Raw genomic sequence first — 25,927 nt, 5'->3', positions numbered from 1 at the left:
CCGGACGCGACGAGGGGCCCGCGTCCCGGGGCGGACCCGGGGGACGCGAACCCCTCGAACGGTGGCGTCGGGCGGTCAGGTCACCAGTTGGTGGAGCCGGGGATCTGGGGCCACGGGACGTCGGTGGGCTTGATCAGGTAGACCACGCCGCCGGGGCCGCCGGCCGTTCCGCCGCTGGCGGTGATCCGCTTGGTGCGCAGCCAGATCTGCTCGAACTGCTCGCGGGGGTAGACGTTGCGCACGACGTCGTTGCTGGACGAGGCCGGGTCGTTGACGATCACGTCACCGTCGGCGGTGAAGCCGACCACCACGAACAGGTGTCCCGAGGTGCCGTAGTTCGCCCCGTCCAGCTCGCTGGCGAGGAAGGACTGGCTGGTGACGACGGGGATGCCGGCGGCGATGAAGTGCTCCACCTCGTCCAGCGAGTGCAGTCGCGTCACTCGGCCCTCCAGGCCGGGGAAGCTGGCGGCGTACGCGGTGTTGAACGGCCAGTTGCCGGCGCCGTCGTACTGGTAGTCGTAGACCATCCGGGCGGCGTGGTTGACCGTCGGGTCCGGGTAGGTCGGGTCGACCCAGGCGGTGTCCTCCTCGGACGCCTTCCGGCCCCAGTACTCGATCACCATCGTGGTGGAGGTGGGGGAGCACCAGGCCTGGCCGCCGCCGTCGTACTCCGGGTAGTGGCCGGAGTGGATGTTCTGCGAGTAGCGCGGGACGGAGAGTTCCCTGCCCCAGGCGATCCCGCCGGCGCTGGGCTCGACGGTGAACCGGTCGGGCACGTTCGAGCTCATCGCACCGAGCATCCGCACCACCGGCGAGGCGGTGGCGGCCGGGTCGCGGTGGAGGGTCAGCCGCAACTGGTACGCCTCAAGCAGCACGCCGGCGGCGGCGTCGTTGATCGAGAACGTGTCGGTCCAGATGCTGGACCACTTGTCGCCCTGCTTGTCGACGCTGGTCCGCTTGATGTCGGCGTCGCCGGACGCCCAGCGGCCCATCACGTACCAGGGGGTCTGGTCGCCGGTGCTGTAGGTGCCCTGCAACTCGACCTGGATCCAGGTGCCGGCCGGGGTGTCCGCGTTCCAGGAGGCGATGAGTTCGGTGGCATCGAAGCCGACGGCGGTGACCGGGGACGTCCAGGTCCCGTACGCCCAGGTCCGCTTCGTCTTGTCGTGCGGGTCCTTGTATTCGGTGGTGCCGACCGGCGTACCGAGGGCGAGGCCGGCGGGGGTGACGACGGTGCCGGCGGCGGTGCCGGAGCGCCAGTCGGTCTCGCCGGACCAGTCGTGGTAGGTGATCTGCTCGTCGTGGACGACGGTGGCGGCGACGGGCGCGGCGACGGCGGGTGCCGCGGTGCCGAGAAGGGTGAGCGCGGTGGCGGCCGCGAGGGTGGCCGCGCGCAGGCGTGGTCTGGACATGGGTCCTCCGCAGAGACGGGCGGATCGTTGCCGGTCAGTGTCCCGCTCGGAAGGAACTTTCGCCAGAGGTCGACGGTTGGAAAATCCTTGCCGGTGTGAGGATCAGGATGGCATGCAACAAGGCAGCGATGAATGTTGATATGACCATGTGGACGATGGTGGAGTGTCCTCCACCGAGCGGGATCTTCTCCCGCCCCCCGAGGAGGTTGTCCATGGCCTTCCGCAAGCCCGCCCTCCGCCGCCTGGCGCTCGCTGTCGCCGCCGGGTTCGGCCTGCTCACCGTCGCCGCCGCGCCGGCCACCGCCCGGCCCGCACCCGATCGCGCCGCCGACTCCCCGACGGCGTCGTCCTACCGGGTGCTCGGTCCGCGTACGGTGGCCGACCGCACCGCGGTCGCCGGCACCGGCGCCGCCATCGACTACGTCGAGCACGGCGTGCTGAACGTTTCGGCCACCCCCGCCGAGGCGGCGGCGATCACCCGGCTCGGCTTCCGGCTGGAGGCGGTCCCGGCCCCGTCGGCCGACGGCCACAGCCACGCCGAGGGGGACGTCGGCACGACCGCCTTCCCGCCCGCCGACTCCAACTACCACGACTACGCGGAACTGACCGCCGTGGTCAACCAGGTGGTCGCGGACCATCCCTCGATCGCCCGGAAGATCAGCATCGGCTCCTCGTACGAGGGCCGCGACCTGATGGCGGTGAAGATCTCCGACAACGTCGGCACCGACGAGGCCGAGCCGGAGATCCTGTTCAACTCGCAGCAGCACGCCCGCGAGCACCTGACCGTCGAGATGGCGATCTACCTGCTCAACCTCTTCACCGACAGCTACGGCACCGACTCCCGGATCACCAACATCGTGAACGGCCGGGAGATCTGGATCGTGCCGACGGTCAACCCGGACGGCAGCGAGTACGACATCGCCACCGGCTCCTACCGCTCCTGGCGCAAGAACCGGCAGCCGAACAGCGGCTCGTCGTACGTGGGCACCGACCTGAACCGCAACTGGTCCTACCAGTGGGGCTGCTGCGGCGGCTCGTCCGGCTCGACCTCGTCGGAGACCTACCGGGGCCCGTCGGCGTTCTCCGCCCCGGAGACCGCGGCGCTGCGCAACTTCGTCAACAGCCGGGTGGTCGGCGGCACGCAGCAGATCAAGGCCAACATCGACTTCCACACGTACTCGGAGCTGGTGCTCTGGCCGTTCGGCTACACGTACAACAACACCGCTCCCGGCATGAGCGCCGACCAGTACAACACCTTCGCCACCCTCGGTCAGCAGATGGCGAACACCAACGGCTACACCCCGCAGCAGTCCAGCGACCTCTACATCACCGACGGCGACAGCATCGACTGGATGTGGGGGCAGCACGGCATCTGGGCGTACACCTTCGAGATGTACCCGGGCTCGTCCCTCGGCGGCGGCTTCTACCCGCCCGACGAGGTGATCCCCGCCCAGACCTCGCGCAACCGGGAGGCGGTCCTGCTGATCAGCGAGTACGCCGACTGCCCGTACCGGGTCATCGGCAAGGAGGCGCAGTACTGCGGCGGTGGCGGCGGCACCACGGTCTGGTCGGACACCTTCGAGACGGCCACCGGGTGGACCACCAACCCGAACGGCGCCGACACCGCGACCGTCGGGGTGTGGGAGCGGGGTGCCGCCCAGGCGACCACCTCCAGCGGCGCCAAGCAGCTCACCCCGTACGACGGGAGCAACGACCTGGTCACCGGCCGGCTGGCCGGCACCGGGGCGGGCGACTACGACATCGACGGCGGCGTGACCAGCGCCCGGTCGCCGGCCGTGACCCTGCCGTCGGAGGGCACGCTGACGCTCTCGCTGGCCTGGTACCTGGCGCACGGGTCGAACGCCTCGTCGGCCGACTACTTCCGGGTCAGCGTGGTGCACAACGGCGGCACCACGGCCCTGTTCACGCAGTCCGGGGCGGCCACCAACCGCAACGGCGCCTGGGCGGTGGCGAACGCCAACCTCACCCCGTACGCCGGCCAGTCGGTGCGGATCCTGGTCGAGGCGGCGGACGCCTCGGGCGCGAGCCTGGTCGAGGCGGCTGTGGACAACGTCACCATCACGAGTTCCTGAGCACGGTGGGGCCCCGTCCCGCCCCCGGCGGGGCCCCACCACCCCCCAGCACGCGTCGATCCAGGGCATATCGCTGCTGTTGTAGATCAACAAGCGCCGATGCGACCTGGATCGACGAGGCACGTCCGGGGCGTGCGCTACGGTTCTACCGACCACTAGCAGCGAAGCCGGTGCGAAACCGGCGCTGTCCCGCAACTGTGATGCCCCACCACTCCCGGCCGAGGCCGGGCGCGGCGGGGACGAGCCAGGTCGCCTGCGTCAGTGGTCGCGACTCGCGCTCTCGAGGAAGGGCGCCTCGCGGACGGGCGCACGGGTCCCTGTCGGCGAAGCACCACGCTCCTCGACCGACAGGAGGACAGATGCTCAGACGTACCCCCCGGTTCTTCGCCGCGACCCTCGCGGTGGCCGCGCTGGCCCTCGGGGCCTGCGCCGAGAAGACCACCGACACGCCCGCCACCGGCGGCGGCAGTTCCGCGGCGGCCGCCTACCCGGTCACCGTCGGCAAGCTCACCCTCGACAAGCGGCCCGAGAAGATCGTGTCGCTGTCGCCGTCGGCCACCGAGATGCTCTATGCCATCGGGGCCGGCCCGCAGGTCACGGCCGTCGACGACAACTCCAACTACCCGCCGGACGCGCCGAAGACCGACCTCTCCGGCTTCTCCCCGAACGCCGAGGCGATCGCCGGCAAGAGCCCCGACCTGGTGGTGCTCTCCGACGACCGCAACAAGATCGTCGAGCAGCTCACGACGCTGAAGATCCCGGTCTACCTCACCCCGGCCGCGACCACGCTGGACGACTCGTACCGGCAGATCACCGAGCTGGGCGCGCTCACCGGCCACGCGGGCGAGGCGGCCGACGTGACCAAGCGGATGAAGGACGACATCGCCAAGCTGGTCGCCGGCCTGCCGCAGCGCGCCGAGAAGCTGACCTACTACCACGAGCTCGGCCCGGAGCTGTACACCGCCACCAGCAAGACCTTCATCGGCTCGCTCTACGCCATGGCCGGCCTGGAGAACATCGCCGACCCGGCCGACGCCGACGGCAAGAACGGCGGCTACCCGCAGCTGTCGCAGGAGGTCATCGTCAAGGCGGACCCGGACTTCGTCTTCCTCGCCGACACCAAGTGCTGCCAGCAGAGCGCGGAGACGGTCAAGGCGCGCGCCGGCTGGGCGGGCATCACCGCGGTCAAGGGCAACCAGGTCGTCGCGCTCGACGACGACGTCGCCTCGCGCTGGGGTCCCCGCGTCGTGGACCTGCTCCGGGCCATCATCGACGCGGTCGCCAAGGTGCCCGCGTGAGCCGCGCCCGTCGATGACCAAGGCCCTCGACACGGCACGACCCACCCGGCGGGCCGGGACGCTCCCCGCGTCCCGGCCCGCCGGGCTGCGGCCCCGCTGGCTCGTGGCCGGCGTCGCCGCCGTGCTGGTCGCCCTGGTCGCCGGGGTGTCGCTCGGCCCGGTCAGCCTGCCGCCGGGCAGCGTCGCGGCCGAGCTGCTCAACCTTGTCCCCGGGGTACGCATCGACAGCGGGCTGACCGAGCGGGAGATCGCCATCGTCACCGAGCTGCGGCTGCCCCGGGTGGTGCTCGGCCTGCTGGTCGGCGGGCTGCTCGCCCTGGCCGGCGGCTGCTACCAGGGCGTGTTCCGCAACCCGCTGGCCGACCCGTACCTGCTCGGCGTGGCGGCCGGGGCCGGGTTGGCGGTCACCGCCGTGATCACCCTCGGGGTGGGGGCGGGCGGCGCGCTCACCGGGCTGCCGCTCACCATCCCGCTGGCCGCCTTCGTCGGCGCGCTCGGCGCGGTGGCGATGACCTACCTGCTCGGGGCGTCCGGCGGGCGCGCCCGCTCCACGGCGACGCTGATCCTGGCCGGGGTGGCCGTCTCCGCGTTCCTCTCCGCCGGGCAGACCTACCTGCTGCAACGCAACTCCGACAGCATCCAGCAGGTCTACTCCTGGCTGCTCGGGCGGCTCGCCACCGCCGGCTGGCACGACGTCCGGCTGGTGCTGCCGTACTTCCTCCTCACCGCCCTGGTGGTGCTGCTGCACCGGCGGGAGCTGGACGTGCTCTCCGTCGGCGACGACGAGGCGACCGGCCTCGGGCTGCACCCGCAGCGGTCCCGCTACCTGCTGATCGCCGCCGCCTCGCTCGGCACCGCCGCCGCGGTCTCCGCCTCCGGGCTGATCGGCTTCGTCGGGATCATCGTGCCGCACACCGTACGGCTGCTGGCCGGGTCGAGCTACCGGGTGATCCTGCCGCTCTCGCTGCTCTTCGGCGGCGCCTTCCTGGCGCTGACGGACGTGGTCGCGCGTACCGTCGCCGCCCCGGCGGAGGTGCCGATCGGCGTGGTCACCGCGCTGCTCGGCGGCCCGTTCTTCGTCCTGGTCCTGCGCACCTCCCGGCGGGTGCTCGGATGAGCGCGCGACGTGCGCCGGCGGCGCGGCCCGCGGACGGCGGGGCGCGGGTGCCCGCCCCGCAGCCAGCGGGCGGCGGTGACCGGACGAGCGGGCCCGCCGTCCCCGCCGTCGAGGTCCGCGACCTGCACGTCCGCCTCGACGGCACGCCGATCCTCGGCGGCGTCGACCTGACCGTCGCCCCGGGCGAGTGGGTCACCGTGATCGGCCCGAACGGCGCCGGGAAGTCGACCCTGCTGCGCGCCGTCGGCGGCCTGCTGCCCGCGCCGGGCGCCATCTACCTCTTCGGTACGCCGAGCGAGGCGCTGCGCCGCCGCGACCGGGCCCGGGTGGTGGCGACCGTGGCGCAGTCCCCGGTCGTGCCGGCCGGCATGTCGGTGCTCGACTACGTGCTGCTGGGCCGCACCCCGTACATCCCGCCGCTGGGCCGGGAGTCGGCCGCCGACCTGGCCGCCGCGTACGACGTGCTCGACGGGCTGGACCTGACCGGCTTCCGGGACCGGGAGCTGGCCACCCTCTCCGGCGGCGAGCGGCAGCGGGTCTTCCTGGCCCGGGCGCTGGCCCAGGGCGCGACCCTGCTGCTGCTGGACGAGCCGACCAGCGCCCTGGACATCGGCCATCAGCAGGAGGTGCTGGAGCTGGTCGACCGGCTCCGCCGCGAGCACGGCCTGACCGTGCTCGCCACCATGCACGACCTCTCGATAGCCGGCGAGTACGCCGACCGCATGGTGCTTCTCGCCGACGGCAGGGTGGTCGCCGCCGGCACCCCGCGCGAGGTGCTGACCGAGCAGCTCCTCGCCACCTGGTACCGCGCCACCGTCCGCGTCGTCGACGGCGACCACGGCCCCCTGGTAGTCCCCGTCCGCCCCCGCCCCTCGGCCTCCTGCCGTTGATCATGAAGTTGTTGTCGCCCCGACGGCGTGTCGCCGCAATAACCTCATGATCAACATGGGCGGGGGGCGGGGTGGGGTTAGGGGCGGGTGAGGATGTTGAAGAGGGCGCCGTGGGGGTCGCGGAGGGCGGCGAAGCGGCCCGCCGGGGCGTCCTGGGGCGGGACCAGGATCGTGCCGCCCAACTCGGCGGCGCGGGCGGCGGCCGCGTCGGCGTCGGCCACCGCGAAGTACACCGACCAGTACGCGGGCGTGTCCGCCGGGAACCCGTCGCCCAGCGGCGGCACCATGCCGGCCACGATCCGGGTGCCGAGCCGCCAGCCGGTGTAGGTGATCGGGCCTGCCGGCTGGTCGTCCGGGTGCCAGCCGAAGACCAGCTCGTAGAAGACCTTGGCGCCGTCCGGGTCGGGGGTGACCAGTTCGGTCCAGGTCAGCGCGCCCGGGGTGTCGAACACCTCGGCCCCGGGCATCGCCATCGGCTGCCAGACGCTGAAGGCGGCCCCGGCCGGGTCGGTGAAGACCGCCATCCGCCCCCGGTCGAACACCTCGAACGGCGGCACCACAACCTGCCCGCCGGCCCGCTCGACCCGGCCGGCCACGAGGTCCGCGTCGTCCGTCGCCAGGTACGTCGACCAGATCGGCACCTGGTCGGGGATGGCCGGCGGTCCCGCGCCCGCCACCGCCCGTCCGCCGAGCAGGAAGACCGTGTAGCCGCCCGCCTCGGGCTCCGGGTCTATCCGGCCCGTCCACCCGAACAGCTCCGGGTAGAACCTTCGCGCGTCGTCGAGACCGGGGGTGGCGAGGTCGGCCCAGCAGGGCGTGCCCGGCGGGACGGTGCTCACGTGGACCCCTCTCGGCGGGGGGCGACCACGACGGCACGCCCCTGCCGGCATCGTGGCACCGACCCGCCGCGCCACGGGGCGGATCGGACGAAACGTCAGCTGAACCGTCGACCCTCGTCGCGCCGGCACGCCCATGCGGCCAGCGCCGTCAGCAGCACCACCCGGACCACGAGCATGCCCATCGACAGCGGGTTCGGCGGGCAGCGGGGCGTCGCCGGCCGCTGGCCCGGCTACCTGTGAACCAATCCACCCCCGTGGGCCGCCGATGGCTGAAACCGTCGCCGGCCGTCGTGCGCCTGTACGGTGTCGCCCGATTCGACGGCGGGCGGGAGCGGAGTGGGCATGACAGGCCGGACAGCGCTCGCGGACGTCGCGGACGACGTCTTCGGGACGACGTACGAGCGGCACTTCCGCGGGATGGTGGCGTTCGCGTACCTGACCACGGGTAGCGCCGCCGCGGCGGAGGACATCGTGCAGGAGGCGTTCATCGACCTGTACCGCCGCCAGGCCCAGGTGCGGGAACCGGAGCGCTGGCTGCGGCGGGCGGTGGCCAGCCGCTGCACCTCCTGGGTACGACGGCGCATCCTCGAACGGCGGCACGCCTTCGCCGACCCGACGCACGCGGTCACGGCGCCGCACGAGTCCGCGTCGGTACGGGCGGCGCTGCGCCGGGTCCGGCCCCGGCAGCGCGCCGCGTTGTTCCTCCGCTACTACCTCGACCTGCCGGAGCGGGAGATCGCCGAGACGCTCGGCTGCCCCGCCGGCACCGTCAAGACCCTCCTGCACCGTGGACTCGTCGCCCTCAGGGAGCACCTCGATGACTGACCCGACGCAGCAGGTCCGTGACGCTTTCGACCGGTTGCTCGCCGACGAGCGGCTGCCGGTCACCCCGCTGGGCGAGATCGTCCAGCGGGCCGAGGGCCCCGCGCGACGCGGCTGGCCGGGCATCCTGGCCACCGCGCTGGCCACCGCGTTCGTGCTGGTCGTCGGGGTCGGGTTGTGGCAGGTCGGGCCGCGACTGCTCGGCGACGCCGGGCCGGGCCGGCCGCTGACCGCGATGGCGGAGCCGGAACGCGCCGACGTGCTGACCCAGTGCCGGGTGGACGGTCCGGGCGACCGACTGGTCAACGCCGTCGAGTGGCCCGACGGACGCCGAGCCGCCATCGTCGTCAACGGCACCGGAAGCGCCTACTGCCTGGCCCGTCCCGGGGGCGACCTCAGGATTTCGAGCAGCAGCCGGATGGACCCGGGGCAGGACCCGCTGTACTGCCCGCCGCGCACCTGCGCCGTCGCCGGCGGCGTAACCGTGCTCACCCTGAGCGATCTCCCCCTGGGTTACGCGAGCGTGATGGAGGGGCTCGCGCCCGAGGGCGCGACGCGCGTCCGGGTGCGGACCGACCGCGGGTACAGCGTCGAGGCGCCGGTGGTCAACGGGACGTACATCGTCCGGGCCGACAGCTGGACCACCAGCGAGGTCGAGTTCACGGAGATCACCGTGCTCGGCGCCGACGACGCGGTGCTGATGCGGGTGCCGGTGCACTGACGCGACCGTCGTGGCCTGTCGTGACGAGCACGGAGCGGCGACTCACCGAGATACGGGGCGGTGTGCCCTCGCGCCCGCACACCGCCCGGGCGGCCGCCGCGCTCACCGTCGACCACGTCGACCGAGGGCCGGTCAGCCGAGCGGTGCGGGCAGTGGCGCGGCGTGCAGCACGGCGAGGCGGGAGACGGCCCGGGTGAGCACCACGTAGAGCCGGTGCAGGCCGCGCGGCTCGGCCGCCACGATCGCCGCCGGCTCGACGACGATGACGTGGTCGTACTCCAGGCCCTTGACCAGCGTCGCGGGCACCACCGTGACGCGCGCCGTGGCGGCCGGGTCGTCGACGGTCGCGGTCTCGACCCCGGCGGCGGCGAGGGCGGCCCGCAGCCCGTCGACGGCGTCGTCGGCGGCGATCACCGCGACCGAGCCGTCGAACGCCAGCGCCGCGCGCACCTCGGCCACCGTCGCGGCGGTCAGGTCGGCGACGGTACGCACGTCGAGCGCGCCGTCGCGGCGCAGCGACTCCGCCGGCGGCACGTCGACGGCGAGCGCCGGCAGCAGCCGGTTGGCGAACGCGACCACGGCGGCGGGCACCCGGAAGCCGATCGTCAGCGGGACCACCACCGCGTCCGGCTTGCCCAGGTGGCGCAGGGACTCCCGCCAGTCGGCGGCGGCCCACGGTGCGGTGCCCTGGGCCAGGTCGCCGAGGAGCGTGATCGACCCGTGCTCGCTGCGTCGGGCGATCACCCGGCACTGCATGGGCGACAGGTCCTGCGCCTCGTCGACCACCACGTGGCCGAAGCCAGCCGGCCGCTCGACCAGCCCGGCCGCCTCGTCGATCAGCACCGCGTCCGCCGCCGTCCACTTCGTGGCCTTCGGGGTGCGCCCGAGCTTCGTCCCGGCTGCCGCGGCGCGACGCGCCGGACGCGGGGCATCCGCCGCGCCGCCTGCCGCCACCAGGTCGGGTGTCCCGCGCAGCAGCGCCTGCTCGTCGGCGGTCAGCAGCCCGTCGGCGCTGGCGGCCAGCAACTCGGCGTCGGTGAGCAGCCGGTGGACCAGCCCTTCCGGGGTGAGCGCCGGCCAGACCGCGTCGAGGAAGGCGGCGACCGGCGCGCACCTGCCCATCCGGCGCAGCCAGGCGTCGCTCGGCGACTCGGCCCGCCGCGCCTCGGCCTGCCGCTGGAGCAGAGCCACCACCCGGGCCCGGACGCGTTCCCGACCGGTTGCGTACGGCAACCGCTCCCGGCGGGTCTCCTCGACCAGCCGGTGCAGCGGGTCCAGCCCGATCCGCCAGCGGTAGGAGCCGTCCGAGACCATGATCGGCTCGGTCGGCTCGCCGATGTGCGCGTCGATCGCCCGGCGCAGCACCTCGGCCATCCGTACGTCGTGCTTGACGGCCGCCACCGCCGGGTCGTCGACCGCCCGCACCGGCACCCGGGCGACCAGGTCCTCCACCGTGGCCTGCTCGACCTCGACCTCGCCGAGCGCCGGCAGCACCGCCGCGATGTACGACAGGAAGGCCCGGTTCGGCCCGACGATCAGCACGCCCGCGCGGCGCAGCCGCTCCCGGTGCAGGTAGAGCAGGTACGCGGCCCGGTGCAGGCCGACCGCCGTCTTTCCGGTGCCCGGTGCGCCCTGCACGCAGATCGAGTCGGCCAGGTCGGCCCGGACCAGCTCGTCCTGCTCCGGCTGGATGGTGGCGACGATGTCGCGCATCGGCCCGACGCGGGGCCGCTCGATCTCGGCGGTCAGGATCCGGCTGGCCGTGCCGAGTTCCTCGCCCCGGTCGAGGTGCTCGTCCTCGAAGCTGGTGAGCGTCCCGCTGCTGAACCCGAAGCGGCGTCGTACCGCCACGCCCTGCGGGTCGCGGGCGCTGGCCCGGTAGAACGACCGGGAGACGGGTGCCCGCCAGTCCAGCACCAGCGGCTCGCCCTGCTCGTCGGTGACGTGCCGCCGCCCCACGTGGTAGCGCCGGCCGGCGTGGTCGGGGTGCCCGGGACCCACCCCGTCGTCGCTGCCACCGGGCGTGCCGTCGGCGGGTGTGCCGGCGGTGGACGGGTTGGGGGTCCAGCCGTCGGCGTCCGAGCCGGCGGGTGCGGCGTCGGTGGGCGGGCCGAAGTCGAGGCGGCCGAAGAAGAGGGGCGTGGTCGGGTCGTCGGCGAGTTCGGCGACCCGGCGGGCCAGGGTGCGCCCGAGCGTCTCGGCGGCGTAGGCGTCGCCGGCCACCTGGTCGCCGGTGGCGAAGAGGGCCTCGGCGCGTTCCCGCATCCGGGCCAGGGCGGCCCGGGAGGTGGCGAGGTGCTCGCGCTCGGCGGCGAGGTCGGTGTCGAGGTCGAGGTCGACTGCGGTCACGCTGAATCCCATCGAGGTCATCTGCTGATCGCTCGCGTGTCCGGCGGGCGGATGGCCGGCCCCCGGCGCGGGACGTCCGATGCGGTGCTCACCTCACCCTGGCCGTCAAGCGACCTGCCAGCCTACGCGCACACCGGCTCCCGCTCCACCGAATTCACCGCCCTCCGGGCCCGGCGCCCATGCGCAGGCATGCTGACCGGTTGTCGTCGCCGGCTCCGGCGCACCGTCCTGCGGTTGCCGGTGGTGGTCGACGACCGGCGGCCGGGATCATGGGGGGATGACCGAGCCGCCTGCCGAGCGACCCCGGGTGACCATCAGCGATCCGCAGGTGATGCGGGCGCTGGCCCACCCGGCCCGACTCGCGATCACGGAACACCTCAGCTCGATCGAGGCCGGCGCGACCGCCACGGAGTGCGCGGAGATCGTCGGCCTCTCGCCGAGCGCCACCAGCTACCACCTCCGGGAGTTGGCGAAGGCGGGCCTGGTGGAGCAGGCGCCGAACCGCGGCGACGCGCGGGAGCGTGTCTGGCGGACGGTCAGCCCGAGCTGGACCGTCGACGCCGGGCGCGGGACGGCGCCGGAGGCCCGCGCCGCCGAGCGTGCGCTGGTGGAGGCGTGGCTGGCCCGCGACCTGGAGCGCAGCCGTGACTGGTTGCGGCGCGCGCCCGACGAGCCGGCCGAGTGGTACGGGGCGAGCCGGCTCGCCGACTCGCAACTGCTGCTCACCGCAGCGGAGCTGAGCGAGCTGAACGAGGCGGTGGACCGCCTGTTCGAGCCGTACCGCAAGCGGTCACGGGTGGAACCGCCGGCCGGGGCGCGGACCGTCGCGGTGCAGTACAAGGCGTTGCCACTGGACTGAAAGGGGATTGCCTCCGGCAGGTGTGAAGGATTATTTTCGAAGTATGTCCTTCACATCTGGTCCGTCGCGCTGGCCGGACGTCTGGCTCGCCACCACCGCCCGGGGCGTGGCCACCTGCGGTGACTTCCTCGCCGCCAGCACGCTCACGTTGGCGTTGCAGTCGGCCGGCGCGGGCGGGCTCGCCGTGTCCGGCCTGCTGCTCGCCGCGACCCTGCCGCTGGTGGCGCTCGCACCGCTGACCGGTCGCCTCGCGGACCGGGTGGACAGCCGAATCCTGCTGGTGACCGCGGGGCTGGCCCAGGCCGGCATCTGCCTCACGCTCGCGTACGCCGGGCACCCGGTTCTGGTCATCGCGCTGGTGGCGCTGCTCGCCACCGGCCTCGCCGTCACCCAGCCGGTGCTCTCGGCGCTGGTGCCGGCGATGGTGCGGGCCGAGGACCTGCCCCGGGCCAGCGCGCTCAACCAGTCGGCCGGCACCCTGGGCGCGCTCGCCGGGCCGGCGCTGGCCGGGCTGCTCGTGGGCGAGTTCGGCGCGCGCCTGCCGCTGCTCGTGGGCGCCGGCAGCTATCTGGCGCTGGTGGCGGCCGGGCTGCTGATCCGTACCCGCAGAGGAAGCCGTGGGCCGGCGGCGGCCGGCGACGCGGCGGTGCCCCCGGCCTGGCGGCTGCGACACGACCCGCTGCTGGTGGCGATGGTCGCCAGCGTCGCCGGGGTGTTCGGCGCCGTCGGGGCGATCAACGTGATCGAGGTGTTCTTCATCCGGGAGACGCTGGGCAGCTCGACCACGATGTACGGGCTGGTGACCGGCGCCTGGACGCTCGGCGCCCTGGCCGGCGCGTGGCTCTTCGCGCGGGTGGTCCGGCGGCTCGACCGCGACGCCGGGCTGGTCCGGGCCAGCCTGGCGCTGCTCGGCGCGTGCTGCGCGATGGTGCTGGCCTCGGCGGCCGTGCCGACGGCCCTGCTGCTGGTGCCGATCTGGCTGACCGGCGGCATCTTCAACGGCGGCAGCAACGTCTTCAACAACGTGCTGCTGGCCCGGCGGGTGCCGGAGGCGGCGCGGGGTCGCGCCTTCGCCTCCTTCGGCGCGGCGGTGCAGGGCGCCGCGATGGTCGGCTTCCTGGCCGGCGGCCTCCTGCTGGAGGCGGCCGATCCCCGGCCGCTGGTCGCCGGGTGCGGGCTGGCCGGGCTGCTGGCGGTGGCCGCCGTATCGGTCCCCCTCCGCCGCGCGGCCCGCGCGGCCCCCGCACCGACGACCGCCGGTCCGGCGGGCACGGGCGCCGCGTCGGGCGCACCGGTCTGCGGCGCACCGGCGTCTGGCGCAAAGGCTTCCGGCGCACCGGCGTCTGGCGCAAAGGCTTCCGGCGCACCGGTCTGCGGCGCACCGGTGTCCGACGCGGGTGCGGGGTTGGCCACTCCGACGCCGACCCGCTGAGCCCCGGGCGAACGGCGGGGATACGGTCGGGGCATGGCTGAGCACGTCGCGCGCCCCCGGGTCGGGCACATCCAGTTCCTGAACTGCCTGCCGATCTACTGGGGGCTGATGCGCTCCGGCGCCCTGATCGACGTCGACCTGCACAAGGACTCGCCGGACCGGCTGAGCGCCGCGCTGGTCGCCGGTGACCTGGACATCGGCCCGATCTCGCACGTGGAGTACCTGCGCCACGCCGACGAACTGCTGCTCCTGCCCGACCTGGCGGTCGGCAGCGACGGCCCGGTGCTGTCGGTCAACATCGTCTCCACCCGCCCGCTGGCCGAGCTCGACCACGGGAAGGTGGCGTTGGGCTCGACCTCGCGGACCGGGGTCCTCCTGGCCCAGCTCCTGCTCGGCGAGCGGTACGGGGTGAACCCCGAGTACTTCCGCTGCCCGCCGGACCTGACCCAGATGCTGCTGGAGGCCGACGCCGGAGTGCTGATCGGCGACGTGGCGCTGCGCGCGCTCTACGAGGCGCCGAAGCGCGGGCTGGAGGTCACCGACCTCGGGCAGGCATGGCGGGAGTGGACCGGCCTGCCGATGGTCTTCGCCGTGTGGGCCGTACGCCGGGACTTCGCCGCCGCCCACCCGGGTCTCGTCAAGGAGGTGCACGACGCGTTCCTGCGCTCCCGAGACCTCTGCCTCTCGGAGCTGGACCAGGTCGCCGAGGCCGGCGCGCGTTGGGAGCCGTTCGACGCGGAGACCCTGGCGACGTACTTCCGGGCGCTGGACTTCTCGCTCGGCGACCGCCAGGTGGCCGGCCTGCGCGAGTTCGCGCGCCGCGCCGCCGCCCTCGGCGCCGCCCCGTCCCTCCCCGACACGGGCCCCGACTTCTTCACGGGCTGACCCCGCCCCGCCCGCGACCGCCTCGATCGGCGGCGAGGGTCAGACGGAGTCGCGGAGGAGGGCTTCGGTGATCTTCTGGCAGTTCTTCATGCCGTACTCGTAGCCCTTGCCGATCGGGTAGCGGACCATCACGCCCATCGTCCAGGTGTCGCCGATGGCCAGGCAGTTGATGTGCATCTCCTGCTCCCTGGTCCGGTCGATCCAACCGTTCTTGATGGCGATGGTCTTGCGCTCCGCGGCCGGGAACGCCTTGCGGATGCCGAAGTCGCCCGCCCCCCGGACCAGCCGCATCTCCTTGATCAGCCACGTCGTCCACTTCGGCCCGGCGGCCCGACCGTCGGCGATGCAGGCCCCCATCCGGGCGGTGTCGCGGGGGGAGAGCGCCGTGCGGCTCCATCCGCCGTCGGGGGCGACCTTGCTGTCGGTCAGCTCGCACAGCGAGATCAGCCGCTTGATCGAGGCGGACCGGCCGACGCTGTTGTAGAACTGCTCGGCCCGGGTGTTGTCGCTGTCCCGGATGATCTTCGTGGCGTCGGCGAGCTTGGCGTCGCTCGGCGTCTGGCCGGCGTCGGCGGCGCGGCGCAGGTAGTCGGCCACGATCCAGGCCTTGATCAGCGAGGCGGTGGTGCTGGTCTCGTCCATGTTGTCCGAACCGATGATCTCGCCGGTACGGCGGTCGAGGACGCTCCAGGAGTACCAGCCCTCGATGTCCAGGTCGACGTCCCTCGCCTCGAACGGCAGCGGCTCCGGCGTCGCGCTGGGCGACGGCGACGGCGACGGTGACTGCCGCGAGCTGCGGTCGCCCGGCGTGGTCGCGCCGCGGTCGGCCGGCACGGCGGGGTCGCCCCACCGGGCGGCGGCGGTGGCCTCGAACGGCGAGCCCGGCAGCAGCCGCAGGGACACGAGCACCAGGCCGACCAGGACCACCGCGACGGCGATCAGCTTGACGGGGGAGGCGTCGCCGCGCCGGTCGTCCCGGCGCTGCCCGGCCATCAGAGCTTCCCGACCGGCTGCTGCGGCACCTTGAGGGCCGCGCCGGGCTGCGGGGTCACCAGCTGGCTGGCGACCGAGGCGCAGGTCTGCGCGCCGTAGTCCAGCCCGCTCTCCTGCGGGTAGCGCAGCATCACCGCCAGGCTCCACTTGTCGGTGACCGCGAGGCAGTTCACGTGCCAGTTGCCGTCGTAGTTCAGCGGGGTCCAGCCGTTCTTGATGCTGACCGGGCCCTGGCTGAGGATCGACTGGGGGAGCCCGTCGATGATGCCCCAACGGCCGCCGCCCGATCGGGCCTTCTGGTCCTTGGCGGCGGTGGTGCCCTTGACCTTGCTCATCTCGTCCAGCAGGTAGTTGGTCCACTTCGGTCCGGCGGCCGTGCCGTCGCCGATGCAGTCGCCGAGCCGGACGGCGTCGCGGGGGGACATCCGGGTGAAGCTCCACCAGCCCACGTAGCCCGGCACGTTGCCCGGCTTGGTGTCGGTCAGCTCGCAGGTGCTGGTCATCCGCTTGATCGTCTCGGCGCGGCCCACCGCGCTGTAGAGGGCGTTGGCGGCGTCGTCGTCGCTGTTGCGGATGGCGGCGGAGATCTGCTTCTTCCGCTCGGCCGGCACGGGCTTGTCGCCGAGCTGGCGGAGGTAGTCGGCTGCGAACCAGGCCTTGATCATCGACTCGGTGGAGCTGGTCGAGGTCATGTTCTTGGCGCCGGAGATCTCGCCGGTCTCCCGGTCCATCAGGGCCCACGAGAAGAACTCGCCCTTGAAGTTCACCGACACCGGGCCGGCGGCCAGGGTCGGCGGCGGGGGCGGGGTGGGCGCCGGTGCCGCCACGCTTCCGCCGCCGCTTCCGCCGCTCGCGGCGTCGTCGCCGGCGAGTCGGGCGTACGCGGCGGGCACGAGCAGGCCGCCACCGAGGAGGACCGCCACGACGGCGAGCACCAGGGTCACGCGGGATCGCATGAGTGGGTGAGCTCCAGATGTCAGGGCCGGGGGGACCGGCTTGTTGTCCGGACGGATCGGCGGCTCGCCGAGGCCGGGGGACGGCCTCCGTGTTCCTGGGGGCGATCGTCGACAGCCGATCGGTGTGACCGGGGGAAGTCTACGTGCGGATCGGCGGCACGCCAGAACATGACACCTGGCAACTTGCCATGAAGGCGGGATATCGGCCCGCTATGCGGCCATTGGGGGAATTCATCTTCGCCTCGTGATCCAAGTCATAGTTTGGCCGCCCGCTGGAGAGTCGCCGTCCCGTCCCGAACCGTCCCCGGAAACCTGTTACACCCCTCTGGTGCGGCGAGTTGCAAGCTGTAACACTGACCTCATGTATGGCAACGACTTCTCCGCCGAGGACGCACCCGGCGGTGGCCTGCTCGGCGAGGTCGAGGCGGCGGAGGCGGCGCTGCGGGAGGCCGCCGAGCGGGGGCGGCGCGCAGGTGCCCCCGGCCCCGACGAGGACCTCGCGGCGTACTTCGCCGAGGTCATCGACGCCGACCAGAAGATCGAGCCGCGCGACTGGATGCCCGAGGCGTACCGCAGGATGCTGATCCGGCAGATCGCCCAGCACGCGCACTCCGAGATCATCGGCATGCAGCCGGAGGGAAACTGGATCAGCCGGGCCCCCTCGCTCAAGCGCAAGGCGATCCTGCTGGCCAAGGTCCAGGACGAGGCCGGCCACGGCCTCTACCTCTACGCCGCCGCGGAGACCCTCGGGATCAGCCGGGACGAGCTGGTCGAGCTGCTCCTCAGCGGCCGGCAGAAGTACAGCTCGATCTTCAACTACCCGACGCTGACCTGGGCGGACGTCGGCGCGATCGGCTGGCTGGTGGACGGCGCCGCGATCGTCAACCAGGTGCCGCTCTGCCGCTGCTCGTACGGTCCGTACGCGCGGGCGATGATCCGGGTCTGCAAGGAGGAGTCGTTCCACCAGCGGCAGGGCTACGAGATCCTGCACACGCTGTCACACGGCACCGAAGCGCAGAAGGCGATGGCGCAGGACGCCGTCGACCGCTGGTGGTACCCGTCGCTGGCGATGTTCGGCCCGCCGGACACCGACTCCACCCACTCGGCGCAGTCCATGGCCTGGAAGATCAAGCGGTTCTCGAACGACGAGCTGCGCCAGCGCTTCGTGGACATGTGCGTGCAGCAGGCCGAGATCCTCGGCCTGACGATCCCCGACCCGGGCCTGCGCTGGAACGAGGAGCGGCAGTCGTACGACTTCACCCAGCCGGACTACGACGAGCTGATGCGGGTGATCAAGGGGGACGGGCCGTGCAACCGGCAGCGGGCGGAGCACCGTCGCCGCGCCCACACCGACGGAGCCTGGGTGCGTGAGGCCGCCGCGGCGTACGCCGCCAAGCGGGCGGAGAAGAAGGAGAAGGTGGCGGCGTGAGCGAGCGAACCGGACAGCCCGGCGCGAAGGATCCTTCGCCGTTGTGGGAGGTCTTCGTGCGGGCGCGGCGCGGGTTGTCGCACACCCACGTCGGCAGCCTGCACGCCCCCGACGCCGAGCTGGCCCTGCGTAACGCGCGGGACCTCTACACCCGCCGCCAGGAGGGCGTCTCCATCTGGGTGGTGCCGGCGGGCGCGATCACCGCGTCCAGCCCCGACGAGAAGGACGCCTTCTTCGACCCGGCGGCCGACAAGGTCTACCGCCACCCCACCTTCTACGAGGTGCCGGACGGGGTGGCCCACCTGTGACCGGCCCCTTCGACTTCACCCTCGCCCTCGGCGACGACGCGCTGATCGCGGCGCAGCGACTGGCCGAGTGGACCACCCGCGCGCCGGAGATGGAGGAGGACATCGCGCTGGCGAACATCGCCCTCGACCAGCTCGGCGCGGCCCGGCTCCTGCTGTCGTACGCGGGCGAGCTGGAGGGCGCCGGCCGGGACGAGGACGCGCTGGCGTTCCTCCGCGACGACCGGGAGTTCCGCAACTGCCTCCTCGTGGAGCTGCCGAACGGCGACTTCGCGGTCACCATGGCGAAGCTGCTCTTCCTCTCGGCGTACCAACTCCCGCTCTACGCCGCGCTGGTCGGCTGCGCCGACGAGCGGCTGGCCGCGATCGGGGCCAAGGCCCGCAAGGAGTCGGCCTACCACCTCGACCACGCCTCGCTGTGGGTGCGGCGGCTGGGTGACGGTACCGAGGAGTCGCACCGGCGCATGCAGGCGGCCGTCGAGCAGGTCTGGCCGTATACGCACGAGCTGTTCGCGGCGGACCCGGCGGCGCCGGTCGACCCGGCCACCCTGCGGGCCGACTTCGACGCCACCGTCTCCGCCGTGCTCGACGAGGCCACGCTGACCCGGCCGGAGGGCGGCTGGGCGCCGGCCGGCGGGCGGGACGGGGTGCACACCGAGCACCTGTCCTACCTGCTCGCCGAGATGCAGGTGCTGCACCGCGCCCACCCCGGAGCCAAGTGGTGAGCGCGAGGAGTGCAGCGAAGCGGAGCCCCGCAGCCGCGAACGGAAGGCGGCACTGGTGACGAGCGCCAGGGACGCCGTGGCGGCGGTGGTGGACCCGGAGATCCGGGTCGTCACCATCGCCGACCTCGGCATCCTGCGGGCGGTCGACGAGGACCCGGCGACCGGCCGGGTCGTCGTGACCATCACCCCCACCTACACGGGCTGCCCGGCGATGGACGTGATCCGCGCCGACATCCGCCGGGCCCTGGCCGCCGCCGGCCATCCCGACGCCGAGGTGGTCACCGTCTACAGCCCGGCGTGGAGCACCGACTGGATCTCCGCCGCCGGCCGGGCCAAGCTCGCCGACGCCGGCATCGCCCCGCCGGCCCCCGTCCACACCGGCGGCGTGGTGCCGCTGACCCTCGCCGTGCGCTGCCCGCGCTGCGGCTCGCCGGAGACCGAGCAGGTCAGCCGCTTCGGCTCCACCGCGTGCAAGGCGCTCTGGCGCTGCCGTTCCTGCCGTGAACCCTTCGATCACCTGAAGGCGCTGTGACTGTCACCATCACCCGCCCGGTCCGCCGCCGGCCGGTCTTCCACCCGCTCTCCGTCGCCGCTGTCGACCGGCTCACCGACGACGCCGTGGCGATCACCTTCGCGGTGCCGCCGGAGCTGCGGGAGACCTTCGCGTTCTCCGCCGGTCAGCACCTCACCGTCCGGCGCCGCACCGACGCGGGGGAGGACGTGCGGCGGTCGTACTCCATCTGCTCCACCCCGGAGGACCTGGCGCGGCACGGCCGGCTGCGGATCGGCGTGCGGGAGATCCCGGGCGGCGCGTTCTCGGCGTTCGCCTGCGGCGCCCTGCGGGGCGGCGACACGGTCGAGGTGCTGCCGCCGCTCGGGAACTTCACCACGGCCTTCGCGCCGGACCGGGCCCGCCACTACGGCGCGGTGGTCGCCGGCTCGGGGATCACCCCGGTGCTCGCGCTGGTCGCGACGGCGCTCGCCGTCGAGCCGGCCAGCACCTTCACCCTGGTGTACGGCAACCGCACGGCCAACACGGTGATGTTCGCCGAGGAACTCGCCGACCTGAAGGACCGCTATCCGACCCGCCTGCACCTGGTGCACGTGCTCTCCCGCGAGCACGGCGAGTCCCCGCTGCTCTCCGGCCGGATCGACGCCGACCGGCTGGGCCGGCTGCTGGCCACCATCGTCCCCGGCGACGCCATCGAGGAGTGGTTCCTCTGCGGCCCGTACGGCATGGTGGTGGACGCCCGGGAGGTGCTCACCGGGCGCGGGGTGCCGGAGTCGGCGGTCCACACGGAGCTGTTCCACGTCGACGAGGCCCCGGCCCCGCCGCGACGCCCGGCCGACGAGCCGGGGGCCGGCGCCGAGGTGACCATCGTGCTGGACGGCCGCTCGTCGAGTTTCACGATGGGCCGCGACGAGCGGGTGCTGGACGCGGCGCTGAAGGTCCGCGGCGAGCTGCCGTACGCCTGCAAGGGCGGGGTCTGCTCGACCTGCAAGGCCAAGGTCGTCGACGGCGCGGTCACGATGGCCCGCAACTACGCCCTGGAGCCGGACGAGGTGGCCGCCGGCTACGTCCTCACGTGCCAGTCCAGCCCGACCACCGACAGGCTCACGGTCGACTACGACGCCTGAAGCCAAACTGCGTGTCGGCCCGTTCGTGATGGCGGACCGGTGATACGGCTGGCCGGGGCCCCGTGGAGGCCGTTACCCGTTCTCACCGAGGCAGAGCAGGAGCTTCCGCGACTCCCGCTCCTCGGTGTAGCTCGCGACCGTGCCGGGGAACCGCGCGCACTCCGCGTCGTCGGTGGTGTCCTCGACCTTGCCGATGATGACGTAGGTGGCAGCGGGGTCGCCGCAGTCGACGACGCTGACATCCGGATCGGTGCTCGTGCCTTCGGCGCGGACACATGCGCCGACGTCGGCGAAGGCCGGGTCACGGGAAATGGCCCAACCGATGCCGAAGGCCATCAGTACGGGAACGACCAGACCGAACGCCGCGGCCCGCTTGAACACGGGCTTGCCCGGAACCGCGGGTATGCCCGGAGCGCCTGGTATCGGCTCGCCAAGGCGGCTGAGTCGGACCCGGGTGACGAGATTTCCGAGCAGGACCGCCGGGGCGATGAAGACGGATAGGAAACTCCACCAGCCCTGCCAGATGGTCTTCGCGCTCATCTCCCGGCAGGCAGCGATGCCGCACGACTTGCAGTACGGGCCATGCTGGGTGAGGACGCGCATGAAGATGAGGAAGCCCTGGTGGCCGTGCAGCGTCGCCTTGACCGCGGGGACCGACCCGCAGAAACGGCAGGCGAGGGCAGCGCCGGGCCGGGCCGGCTGCTGTGCCGCGTGAGGGACGTGTGGTGCGTGGGGAAACGGTGCGGTCACGACTCTTCCTCCACCAGGAACGTGAGAACCGCACGATAGGCGAAGGTCCGCACTCTCGTTGTCCCGCTCGTCGCTGGATATGTGGGGCAGGCATCACTGACGGTGGAGGCTTGTGCCGACGCCGGAGACCCCACGTACTCTCGGGCTGTGACGAAGAGCCGGGAGATCGACGACATCCTCGAGCGCGGCGCGGACGGCGGGCGGATCACGCCCGAGGAGGCCCTGCTGCTCTACACCGAGGCGCCCTTCCACGCCCTGGGCGAGGCGGCCGACGCCGTACGTCGGCAGCGCTATCCGGACAACATCGTCACGTACCTGATCGACCGCAACATCAACTACACCAACGTCTGCGTGACGGCGTGCAAGTTCTGCGCGTTCTTCCGGGCCCCCAAGCACAAGGAGGGCTGGACCCACCCGACCGAGGAGATCCTGCGCCGCTGCGGCGAGGCGGTCGAGCTGGGCGCGACCCAGGTCATGCTCCAGGGCGGGCACCACCCGGACTACGGCGTGGAGTACTACGAGGAGCTGTTCTCCTCGGTCAAGAAGGCGTACCCGCAGCTCGCCATCCACTCCATCGGCCCGAGCGAGATCCTGCACATGGCCAAGGTCTCCGGCGTCAGCCTGGACGAGGCCATCGCGCGGATCAAGGCGGCGGGGCTGGACTCGATCGCCGGCGCCGGTGCGGAGATGCTGCCCGCGCGGCCCCGCAAGGCGATCGCGCCGCTGAAGGAGTCGGGCGAGCGCTGGCTGGAGGTCATGGAGCTGGCGCACCGGCAGGGCGTCGAGTCGACCGCCACGATGATGATGGGCACCGGCGAGACCGCCGCCGAGCGGATCGAGCACCTGCGGATGATCCGCGACGTGCAGGACCGCACCCGGGGCTTCCGGGCGTTCATCCCGTGGACGTACCAGCCGGAGAACAACCACCTCAAGGGCCGCACCCAGGCCACCACGCTGGAATACCTGCGGCTGGTCGCGGTGGCCCGGCTCTTCTTCGAGACGGTGCCGCACCTGCAGGCGTCCTGGCTGACCACCGGCAAGGACGTCGGGCAGCTCGCCCTGCACATGGGCGTGGACGACCTCGGCTCGATCATGCTGGAGGAGAACGTCATCTCCTCCGCCGGCGCGCGGCACCGCTCCAACCTGCACGAGCTGATCGGCATGATCCGCTCGGCGGACCGGATCCCCGCCCAGCGGGACACCCTCTACAACCGCCTGGCCGTGCACCGGACCCCGGCCGACGACCCGACCGACGAGCGGGTCGTGTCGCACTTCTCCTCGATCGCGCTGCCGGGCGGCGGCGCCGGGAAGGCCCTTCCGCTGGTCGACGCCCGCTGAGTCACCGCCGTACCACCAGACACCCCACCGTCGACGGACGGTGGGGTGTCTGCCGTTCGTCGACCGGTCGGTGAACACGGAGTTGACCGAGCGTGACCGGCGGCGCTGTCGCCCGGCCAGCCGATCGGGTGAGTGGTTGCCAGCCGTTGATATCGATTCGATTGCCGTTCCAGCCCGCCGACCGGTGCCCGGGGGGCAGCAAGACATATCAATCCGGGCAATCCTTAAGCGATTCTTAGCCGCACTGTTCAACGCGGCCGACGGCGGGGGTGGCGAGGGTGATCGCGGACCGCTAACGTCCCCGGCCGTACTGTTCCTGCACCCCACGGGGGGAACTTTCCAATGATCTTCCGTAACCGCGCGCTGGCCGTTGCCGGCGCCGGCGCCGCCGGGATCCTGGCCGCGGGCCTCTTCGCCGCCCCGGCCCTGGCCGACACCTCGGCCGACCTGGCCATCGAGGCCACCGGCACCACCATCGCGGTCGGCGCGCCCGGCAAGATTTCGACCGTCTCCCTGCTCAACAAGAGCAAGGTGGACGCCAAGGGCGTCCTGGTCGGCCTCGACATCAGCAAGCTGGACACCACCAAGGTCGACATCGACGAGAGCGGCTGCAGCCCCCGCGAGGACGGCCTGATCCTGTGCGGCATCGAGGGCGACGTCCTGCCCGGCGGCCGCGACATCGACTGGGGTTTCCCGCTGACCCGCAAGGGCGAGGCGACGGGTGACGCCGGCCAGATCAGCGCCATCATCCTGCACGAGGGCACCGACCCCGACGAGTCCAACAACGAGGTGACCGTCAAGGTCAAGGTCGAGGGCACCGGCCCGGACCTGACCGTGGTGGCGGGCGACGTGACCAAGGCCGTCACGGTCGAGGGCGACAAGATCAAGGTTGGCGGCGACCTGCGCGCCGGCGACACCGCCCAGCTCATCTACTCCGCCTTCAACCAGGGCGACGCCACCGCCGCCGGGCTGAAGATCAGCGTCAAGCTGCCCAAGGGCGTGACCTTCGCCGAGGCCGAGGAGGGCTGCGAGTACGACTCCGGCAAGACCTCGCTCGTCTGCACCTACCGCGACGCCGACCTGATCCCGGTCTCGCAGGACAAGGACGGCGACGACCTGATCTCGGGCGGCCGGTTCTACCACCTGCTCTCGGTCGGCAAGGACGTCAAGGCCGGCAGCCTGACCGGCGGCAAGGTCACCGTCGAGGCGCTCGGCAGCCAGGCGACCACCGTCCGTGCCGCGGGCAAGAGCGCGCTCCCGGCCAACGCCGAGGCCGTGGCGGCCACCGAGGTGGACGCCACCGACAACACCGACGCGTACGCTGTCGTCGTGACCGCCAAGGGCGGCGCGGGCGGCGGCGGCGAGGAGCCGGGCCTGCCGCTGACCGGTCCGCAGACCGGCCTGATCGGCGGGATCGGCGGCGCGGTGCTGGTCGCGGGCGCGGCGATGTTCGTGATCGCGCGGCGGCGTCGGGTCGTCCTGGTGACCCCGGGCGACGAGAAGCCGACGGCCTGACGGTCGTCCTCCATCGACCCGCGAGGGTCGTTCACATAACGCACGGCAGTGGGGGCGGGATGGGTGACCATCCCGCCCCCACTGTCCGTTCCGTGCGCCGGCCGCCACCGACCGGGCATTCCTGGAGGGACGCTCGGCTTTCGGGCGGGGCGGGGGCGTGTCCGGGGCGGCGCACGGCAGCACCGGCCGTTAGTGTGCGGTCCGGCCCAGCAGCCACACCTCACGGGGGACTTGAGATGAAACTGCCCAACCGACCGCTGGCGAGGCTCGGCGCCGCCGCGCTGCTCGCCTCCGGCGCGTTCACCGCCGTCGGTACGCCGGCCCACGCGGCCGGCAGCGCCGCCGACCTGTCCGTCACCGCCGTCGTCGGCACCAAGGTGGCCGAGGGGACCCGGATCAAGACGGCGTACGCCAAGGTCACGAACAACGGCCCCGGCACGCCGTCCTCGCTCGTCGTCAAGGCCGACACCTCCAAGGTGGACCACTACGGCGAGGTGGCCTTCTTCCCGGCCGCCGAGGGCTGTTCCGGCGAGGGCGCGGAGAAGCCGGTGCTGTGGACCTGCGTCGTGCCCGAGGAGCAGATCCCCGGGCCCGGAGAGACCGTCGAGCTGCCGATCGTCATGATCAAGCGGGTCCCCGACGTGGACGAGCCCTACACCGCCCCGGTCACGCTGACTGTCGAGTCGCCGGACGACACCAACCCCGACAACAACTCCGCCACCGCCCAGATCGAGATCAGCAAGGAGAGCGGTGTCGACCTCGGCGTCGTGGTGCCCGACGTCACGCAGCAGCTCGCCTTCGACGACGTGCTGAAGGAGGACCCGCCGACCGGGCCGCTGAACCCCGGCGACGCGACCACGGTCCTCGCGTTCATCGAGAACCAGGGCGACCGGATCGCCGACGGCCTCGACCTGAAGATCGCCCTGCCCAAGGGCGTGACCTTCGACGGCAGCATCCAGGTCAAGGAGTGCGAGTACGCCGCCGACCTGCGGTCGGCCGACTGCCGGGCCGGGCTGCTCCAACTGGCCCCGCGCGAGGGCGTCCTCGGCGCCTTCCCGGTGAAGGTCGCCGCCGGCGTGAAGGCACCGGTCAGCCTGGCCGGCGGCGACGTCACGGTCAGCGCGCGTGGTGAGCTTCCGGCGACCGAGGCGAACCTGGCTCGCAAGCGCTCGGCCCTGCCGTCGTTCCTGCACCGGCCGGGCGGCTCCCGGGCGGCGCAGGCCGGGGACGTCGACCCGACCGACAACCGCGACGGCTTCGCCGTCGTGGTGACCGGCGGCGACGGCGACGGCGGCGAGGGTGGCGGCGACGGGGGTCCGCTGCCGGTGACCGGCGCGCAGACCGGTCTCATCGTCGGCGTCGGCGGCGCCGTGCTGGTCGCGGGCGCGGCGTTGTTCCTGGTGGCGCGGCGGCGCCGGGTCGTCCTGGTGACCCCGGACGACGAGAAGCCGACGGCCTGACGGCCGGCCTCGTCGGCCCGCACGGGCCGGACGCACAACCCTGGAGGAGGGGGCGGGACGGGTGACCGTCCCGCCCCCTCCGTCTGTTCGACCGGCCCGGA

The 25,927-nt window shown here is 72.9% G+C and carries 23 protein-coding genes and 1 riboswitch; of the genes, 17 read left to right on the top strand and 6 right to left on the bottom strand.

The features are described from left to right. Positions 1 to 80: 80 nt before the first annotated feature. Positions 81 to 1,412 carry a peptidase C39 family protein gene (locus ACGF5C_RS08360; RefSeq protein ID WP_393298244.1) on the bottom strand — a complete coding sequence of 444 codons (1,332 nt, stop codon included), beginning with the start codon at positions 1,410 to 1,412 and terminating at the stop codon, positions 81 to 83. A gap of 212 nt (positions 1,413 to 1,624) precedes the next feature. Here ACGF5C_RS08360 and ACGF5C_RS08355 point away from each other — a divergent pair, with 212 nt between their 5' ends. The 4 genes from ACGF5C_RS08355 (at position 1,625) to ACGF5C_RS08340 (ending at position 6,810) form a co-directional block, all read left to right on the top strand. Then, a complete protein-coding gene (locus ACGF5C_RS08355) occupies positions 1,625 to 3,505 on the top strand; it encodes a M14 family metallopeptidase (RefSeq protein ID WP_393298241.1) in 1,881 nt (626 codons plus the stop codon). A 166-nt stretch (positions 3,506 to 3,671) separates the two neighbouring features. Continuing rightward, a riboswitch (cobalamin riboswitch) is annotated at positions 3,672 to 3,754 on the top strand. Positions 3,755 to 3,864: 110 nt separating this feature from the next. Continuing rightward, entirely contained in the window at positions 3,865 to 4,803 is a 939-nt protein-coding gene (locus ACGF5C_RS08350; protein WP_393298238.1) for an ABC transporter substrate-binding protein, read from the top strand. A 13-nt stretch (positions 4,804 to 4,816) separates the two neighbouring features. Next, positions 4,817 to 5,920, top strand: coding sequence for a FecCD family ABC transporter permease (locus ACGF5C_RS08345; protein ID WP_393257432.1), 1,104 nt, complete (start codon positions 4,817 to 4,819; stop codon positions 5,918 to 5,920). After that, positions 5,917 to 6,810, top strand: a complete 894-nt coding sequence (locus ACGF5C_RS08340) for an ABC transporter ATP-binding protein (protein ID WP_393298235.1) — start codon at positions 5,917 to 5,919, stop codon at positions 6,808 to 6,810. Before ACGF5C_RS08345 ends, ACGF5C_RS08340 begins: the two co-directional genes overlap by 4 nt. Before the next feature lie 77 nt (positions 6,811 to 6,887). On the opposite strand, the gene ACGF5C_RS08335 is transcribed toward ACGF5C_RS08340, so the two are convergent. Continuing rightward, positions 6,888 to 7,649: a VOC family protein gene (locus ACGF5C_RS08335; RefSeq protein WP_393298232.1), complete on the bottom strand. Its 762-nt coding sequence runs from the start codon at positions 7,647 to 7,649 to the stop codon at positions 6,888 to 6,890. A gap of 342 nt (positions 7,650 to 7,991) precedes the next feature. On the opposite strand from ACGF5C_RS08335, the gene ACGF5C_RS08330 reads away from it, so the two are divergent. Together ACGF5C_RS08330 and ACGF5C_RS08325 are read left to right on the top strand one after the other, a co-directional pair. Then, positions 7,992 to 8,474, top strand: coding sequence for a sigma-70 family RNA polymerase sigma factor (locus ACGF5C_RS08330; RefSeq protein ID WP_393298229.1), 483 nt, complete (start codon positions 7,992 to 7,994; stop codon positions 8,472 to 8,474). Then, positions 8,467 to 9,192, top strand: coding sequence for a hypothetical protein (locus tag ACGF5C_RS08325; RefSeq protein WP_393257439.1), 726 nt, complete (start codon positions 8,467 to 8,469; stop codon positions 9,190 to 9,192). The genes ACGF5C_RS08330 and ACGF5C_RS08325 overlap by 8 nt, the downstream gene beginning before the upstream one ends. 132 nt (positions 9,193 to 9,324) lie before the next feature. On the opposite strand, the gene ACGF5C_RS08320 is transcribed toward ACGF5C_RS08325, so the two are convergent. Continuing rightward, positions 9,325 to 11,553: a HelD family protein gene (locus ACGF5C_RS08320; RefSeq protein ID WP_393298226.1), complete on the bottom strand. Its 2,229-nt coding sequence runs from the start codon at positions 11,551 to 11,553 to the stop codon at positions 9,325 to 9,327. Positions 11,554 to 11,818: 265 nt separating this feature from the next. Between ACGF5C_RS08320 and ACGF5C_RS08315 the strand changes: the two genes are divergently transcribed. Genes ACGF5C_RS08315 through ACGF5C_RS08305 form a run of 3 tightly spaced genes read left to right on the top strand, consistent with a single transcriptional unit; the run spans position 11,819 to position 14,717 of the window. Next, on the top strand, positions 11,819 to 12,400 hold the full coding sequence (locus ACGF5C_RS08315) for an ArsR/SmtB family transcription factor (RefSeq protein WP_393298223.1): 582 nt from the start codon (positions 11,819 to 11,821) through the stop codon (positions 12,398 to 12,400). Between the two features lie 43 nt (positions 12,401 to 12,443). Further along, positions 12,444 to 13,832, top strand: coding sequence for an MFS transporter (locus tag ACGF5C_RS08310; protein WP_393298220.1), 1,389 nt, complete (start codon positions 12,444 to 12,446; stop codon positions 13,830 to 13,832). 33 nt (positions 13,833 to 13,865) lie between these two features. Further along, positions 13,866 to 14,717: a menaquinone biosynthesis protein gene (locus tag ACGF5C_RS08305; protein WP_350701906.1), complete on the top strand. Its 852-nt coding sequence runs from the start codon at positions 13,866 to 13,868 to the stop codon at positions 14,715 to 14,717. A gap of 39 nt (positions 14,718 to 14,756) precedes the next feature. Here the strand turns inward: ACGF5C_RS08305 and ACGF5C_RS08300 are convergent, their stop codons facing one another. Together ACGF5C_RS08300 and ACGF5C_RS08295 are read right to left on the bottom strand one after the other, a co-directional pair. After that, positions 14,757 to 15,710: a hypothetical protein gene (locus ACGF5C_RS08300; protein WP_393298216.1), complete on the bottom strand. Its 954-nt coding sequence runs from the start codon at positions 15,708 to 15,710 to the stop codon at positions 14,757 to 14,759. Next, on the bottom strand, positions 15,710 to 16,666 hold the full coding sequence (locus tag ACGF5C_RS08295) for a hypothetical protein (protein WP_393298214.1): 957 nt from the start codon (positions 16,664 to 16,666) through the stop codon (positions 15,710 to 15,712). The genes ACGF5C_RS08300 and ACGF5C_RS08295 overlap by 1 nt, the downstream gene beginning before the upstream one ends. A 361-nt stretch (positions 16,667 to 17,027) precedes the next feature. Here ACGF5C_RS08295 and paaA point away from each other — a divergent pair, with 361 nt between their 5' ends. Genes paaA through paaE form a run of 5 tightly spaced genes read left to right on the top strand, consistent with a single transcriptional unit; the run spans position 17,028 to position 20,763 of the window. After that, entirely contained in the window at positions 17,028 to 18,095 is a 1,068-nt protein-coding gene (gene paaA / locus ACGF5C_RS08290) for a 1,2-phenylacetyl-CoA epoxidase subunit PaaA (protein ID WP_393298211.1), read from the top strand. Continuing rightward, positions 18,092 to 18,403 (top strand): 1,2-phenylacetyl-CoA epoxidase subunit PaaB, encoded by a 312-nt coding sequence (paaB, locus tag ACGF5C_RS08285; protein WP_357701994.1) that lies wholly within the window; start codon positions 18,092 to 18,094, stop codon positions 18,401 to 18,403. The genes paaA and paaB overlap by 4 nt, the downstream gene beginning before the upstream one ends. Then, positions 18,400 to 19,125 (top strand): 1,2-phenylacetyl-CoA epoxidase subunit PaaC, encoded by a 726-nt coding sequence (paaC, locus tag ACGF5C_RS08280; RefSeq protein ID WP_393298208.1) that lies wholly within the window; start codon positions 18,400 to 18,402, stop codon positions 19,123 to 19,125. Before paaB ends, paaC begins: the two co-directional genes overlap by 4 nt. A 55-nt stretch (positions 19,126 to 19,180) precedes the next feature. Beyond that, positions 19,181 to 19,657 (top strand): 1,2-phenylacetyl-CoA epoxidase subunit PaaD, encoded by a 477-nt coding sequence (gene paaD / locus ACGF5C_RS08275; protein ID WP_393298205.1) that lies wholly within the window; start codon positions 19,181 to 19,183, stop codon positions 19,655 to 19,657. Then, positions 19,654 to 20,763: a 1,2-phenylacetyl-CoA epoxidase subunit PaaE gene (paaE, locus tag ACGF5C_RS08270; protein WP_393298202.1), complete on the top strand. Its 1,110-nt coding sequence runs from the start codon at positions 19,654 to 19,656 to the stop codon at positions 20,761 to 20,763. Before paaD ends, paaE begins: the two co-directional genes overlap by 4 nt. Before the next feature lie 72 nt (positions 20,764 to 20,835). Here the strand turns inward: paaE and ACGF5C_RS08265 are convergent, their stop codons facing one another. Continuing rightward, positions 20,836 to 21,513 (bottom strand): hypothetical protein, encoded by a 678-nt coding sequence (locus ACGF5C_RS08265; RefSeq protein WP_393298199.1) that lies wholly within the window; start codon positions 21,511 to 21,513, stop codon positions 20,836 to 20,838. A 147-nt stretch (positions 21,514 to 21,660) separates the two neighbouring features. Here ACGF5C_RS08265 and mqnC point away from each other — a divergent pair, with 147 nt between their 5' ends. The 3 genes from mqnC to ACGF5C_RS08250 all read left to right on the top strand — a co-directional run bounded on the left by mqnC (position 21,661) and on the right by ACGF5C_RS08250 (position 25,826). Then, the gene (mqnC, locus tag ACGF5C_RS08260; RefSeq protein ID WP_393298196.1) at positions 21,661 to 22,851 is read left to right on the top strand and encodes a cyclic dehypoxanthinyl futalosine synthase; all 1,191 of its coding nucleotides are present in this window, start codon (positions 21,661 to 21,663) and stop codon (positions 22,849 to 22,851) included. A gap of 342 nt (positions 22,852 to 23,193) precedes the next feature. Further along, positions 23,194 to 24,366, top strand: a complete 1,173-nt coding sequence (locus ACGF5C_RS08255) for an LPXTG cell wall anchor domain-containing protein (RefSeq protein ID WP_393298193.1) — start codon at positions 23,194 to 23,196, stop codon at positions 24,364 to 24,366. A gap of 236 nt (positions 24,367 to 24,602) precedes the next feature. Continuing rightward, positions 24,603 to 25,826: an LPXTG cell wall anchor domain-containing protein gene (locus ACGF5C_RS08250; RefSeq protein WP_393298190.1), complete on the top strand. Its 1,224-nt coding sequence runs from the start codon at positions 24,603 to 24,605 to the stop codon at positions 25,824 to 25,826. Positions 25,827 to 25,927: the final 101 nt, after the last annotated feature.

Origin of the sequence: Micromonospora sp. NPDC047620, assembly GCF_043205005.1 — a bacterium.
Taxonomy (GTDB): domain Bacteria; phylum Actinomycetota; class Actinomycetes; order Mycobacteriales; family Micromonosporaceae; genus Micromonospora.
This window is presented reverse-complemented; position numbering and strand designations above follow the sequence as displayed.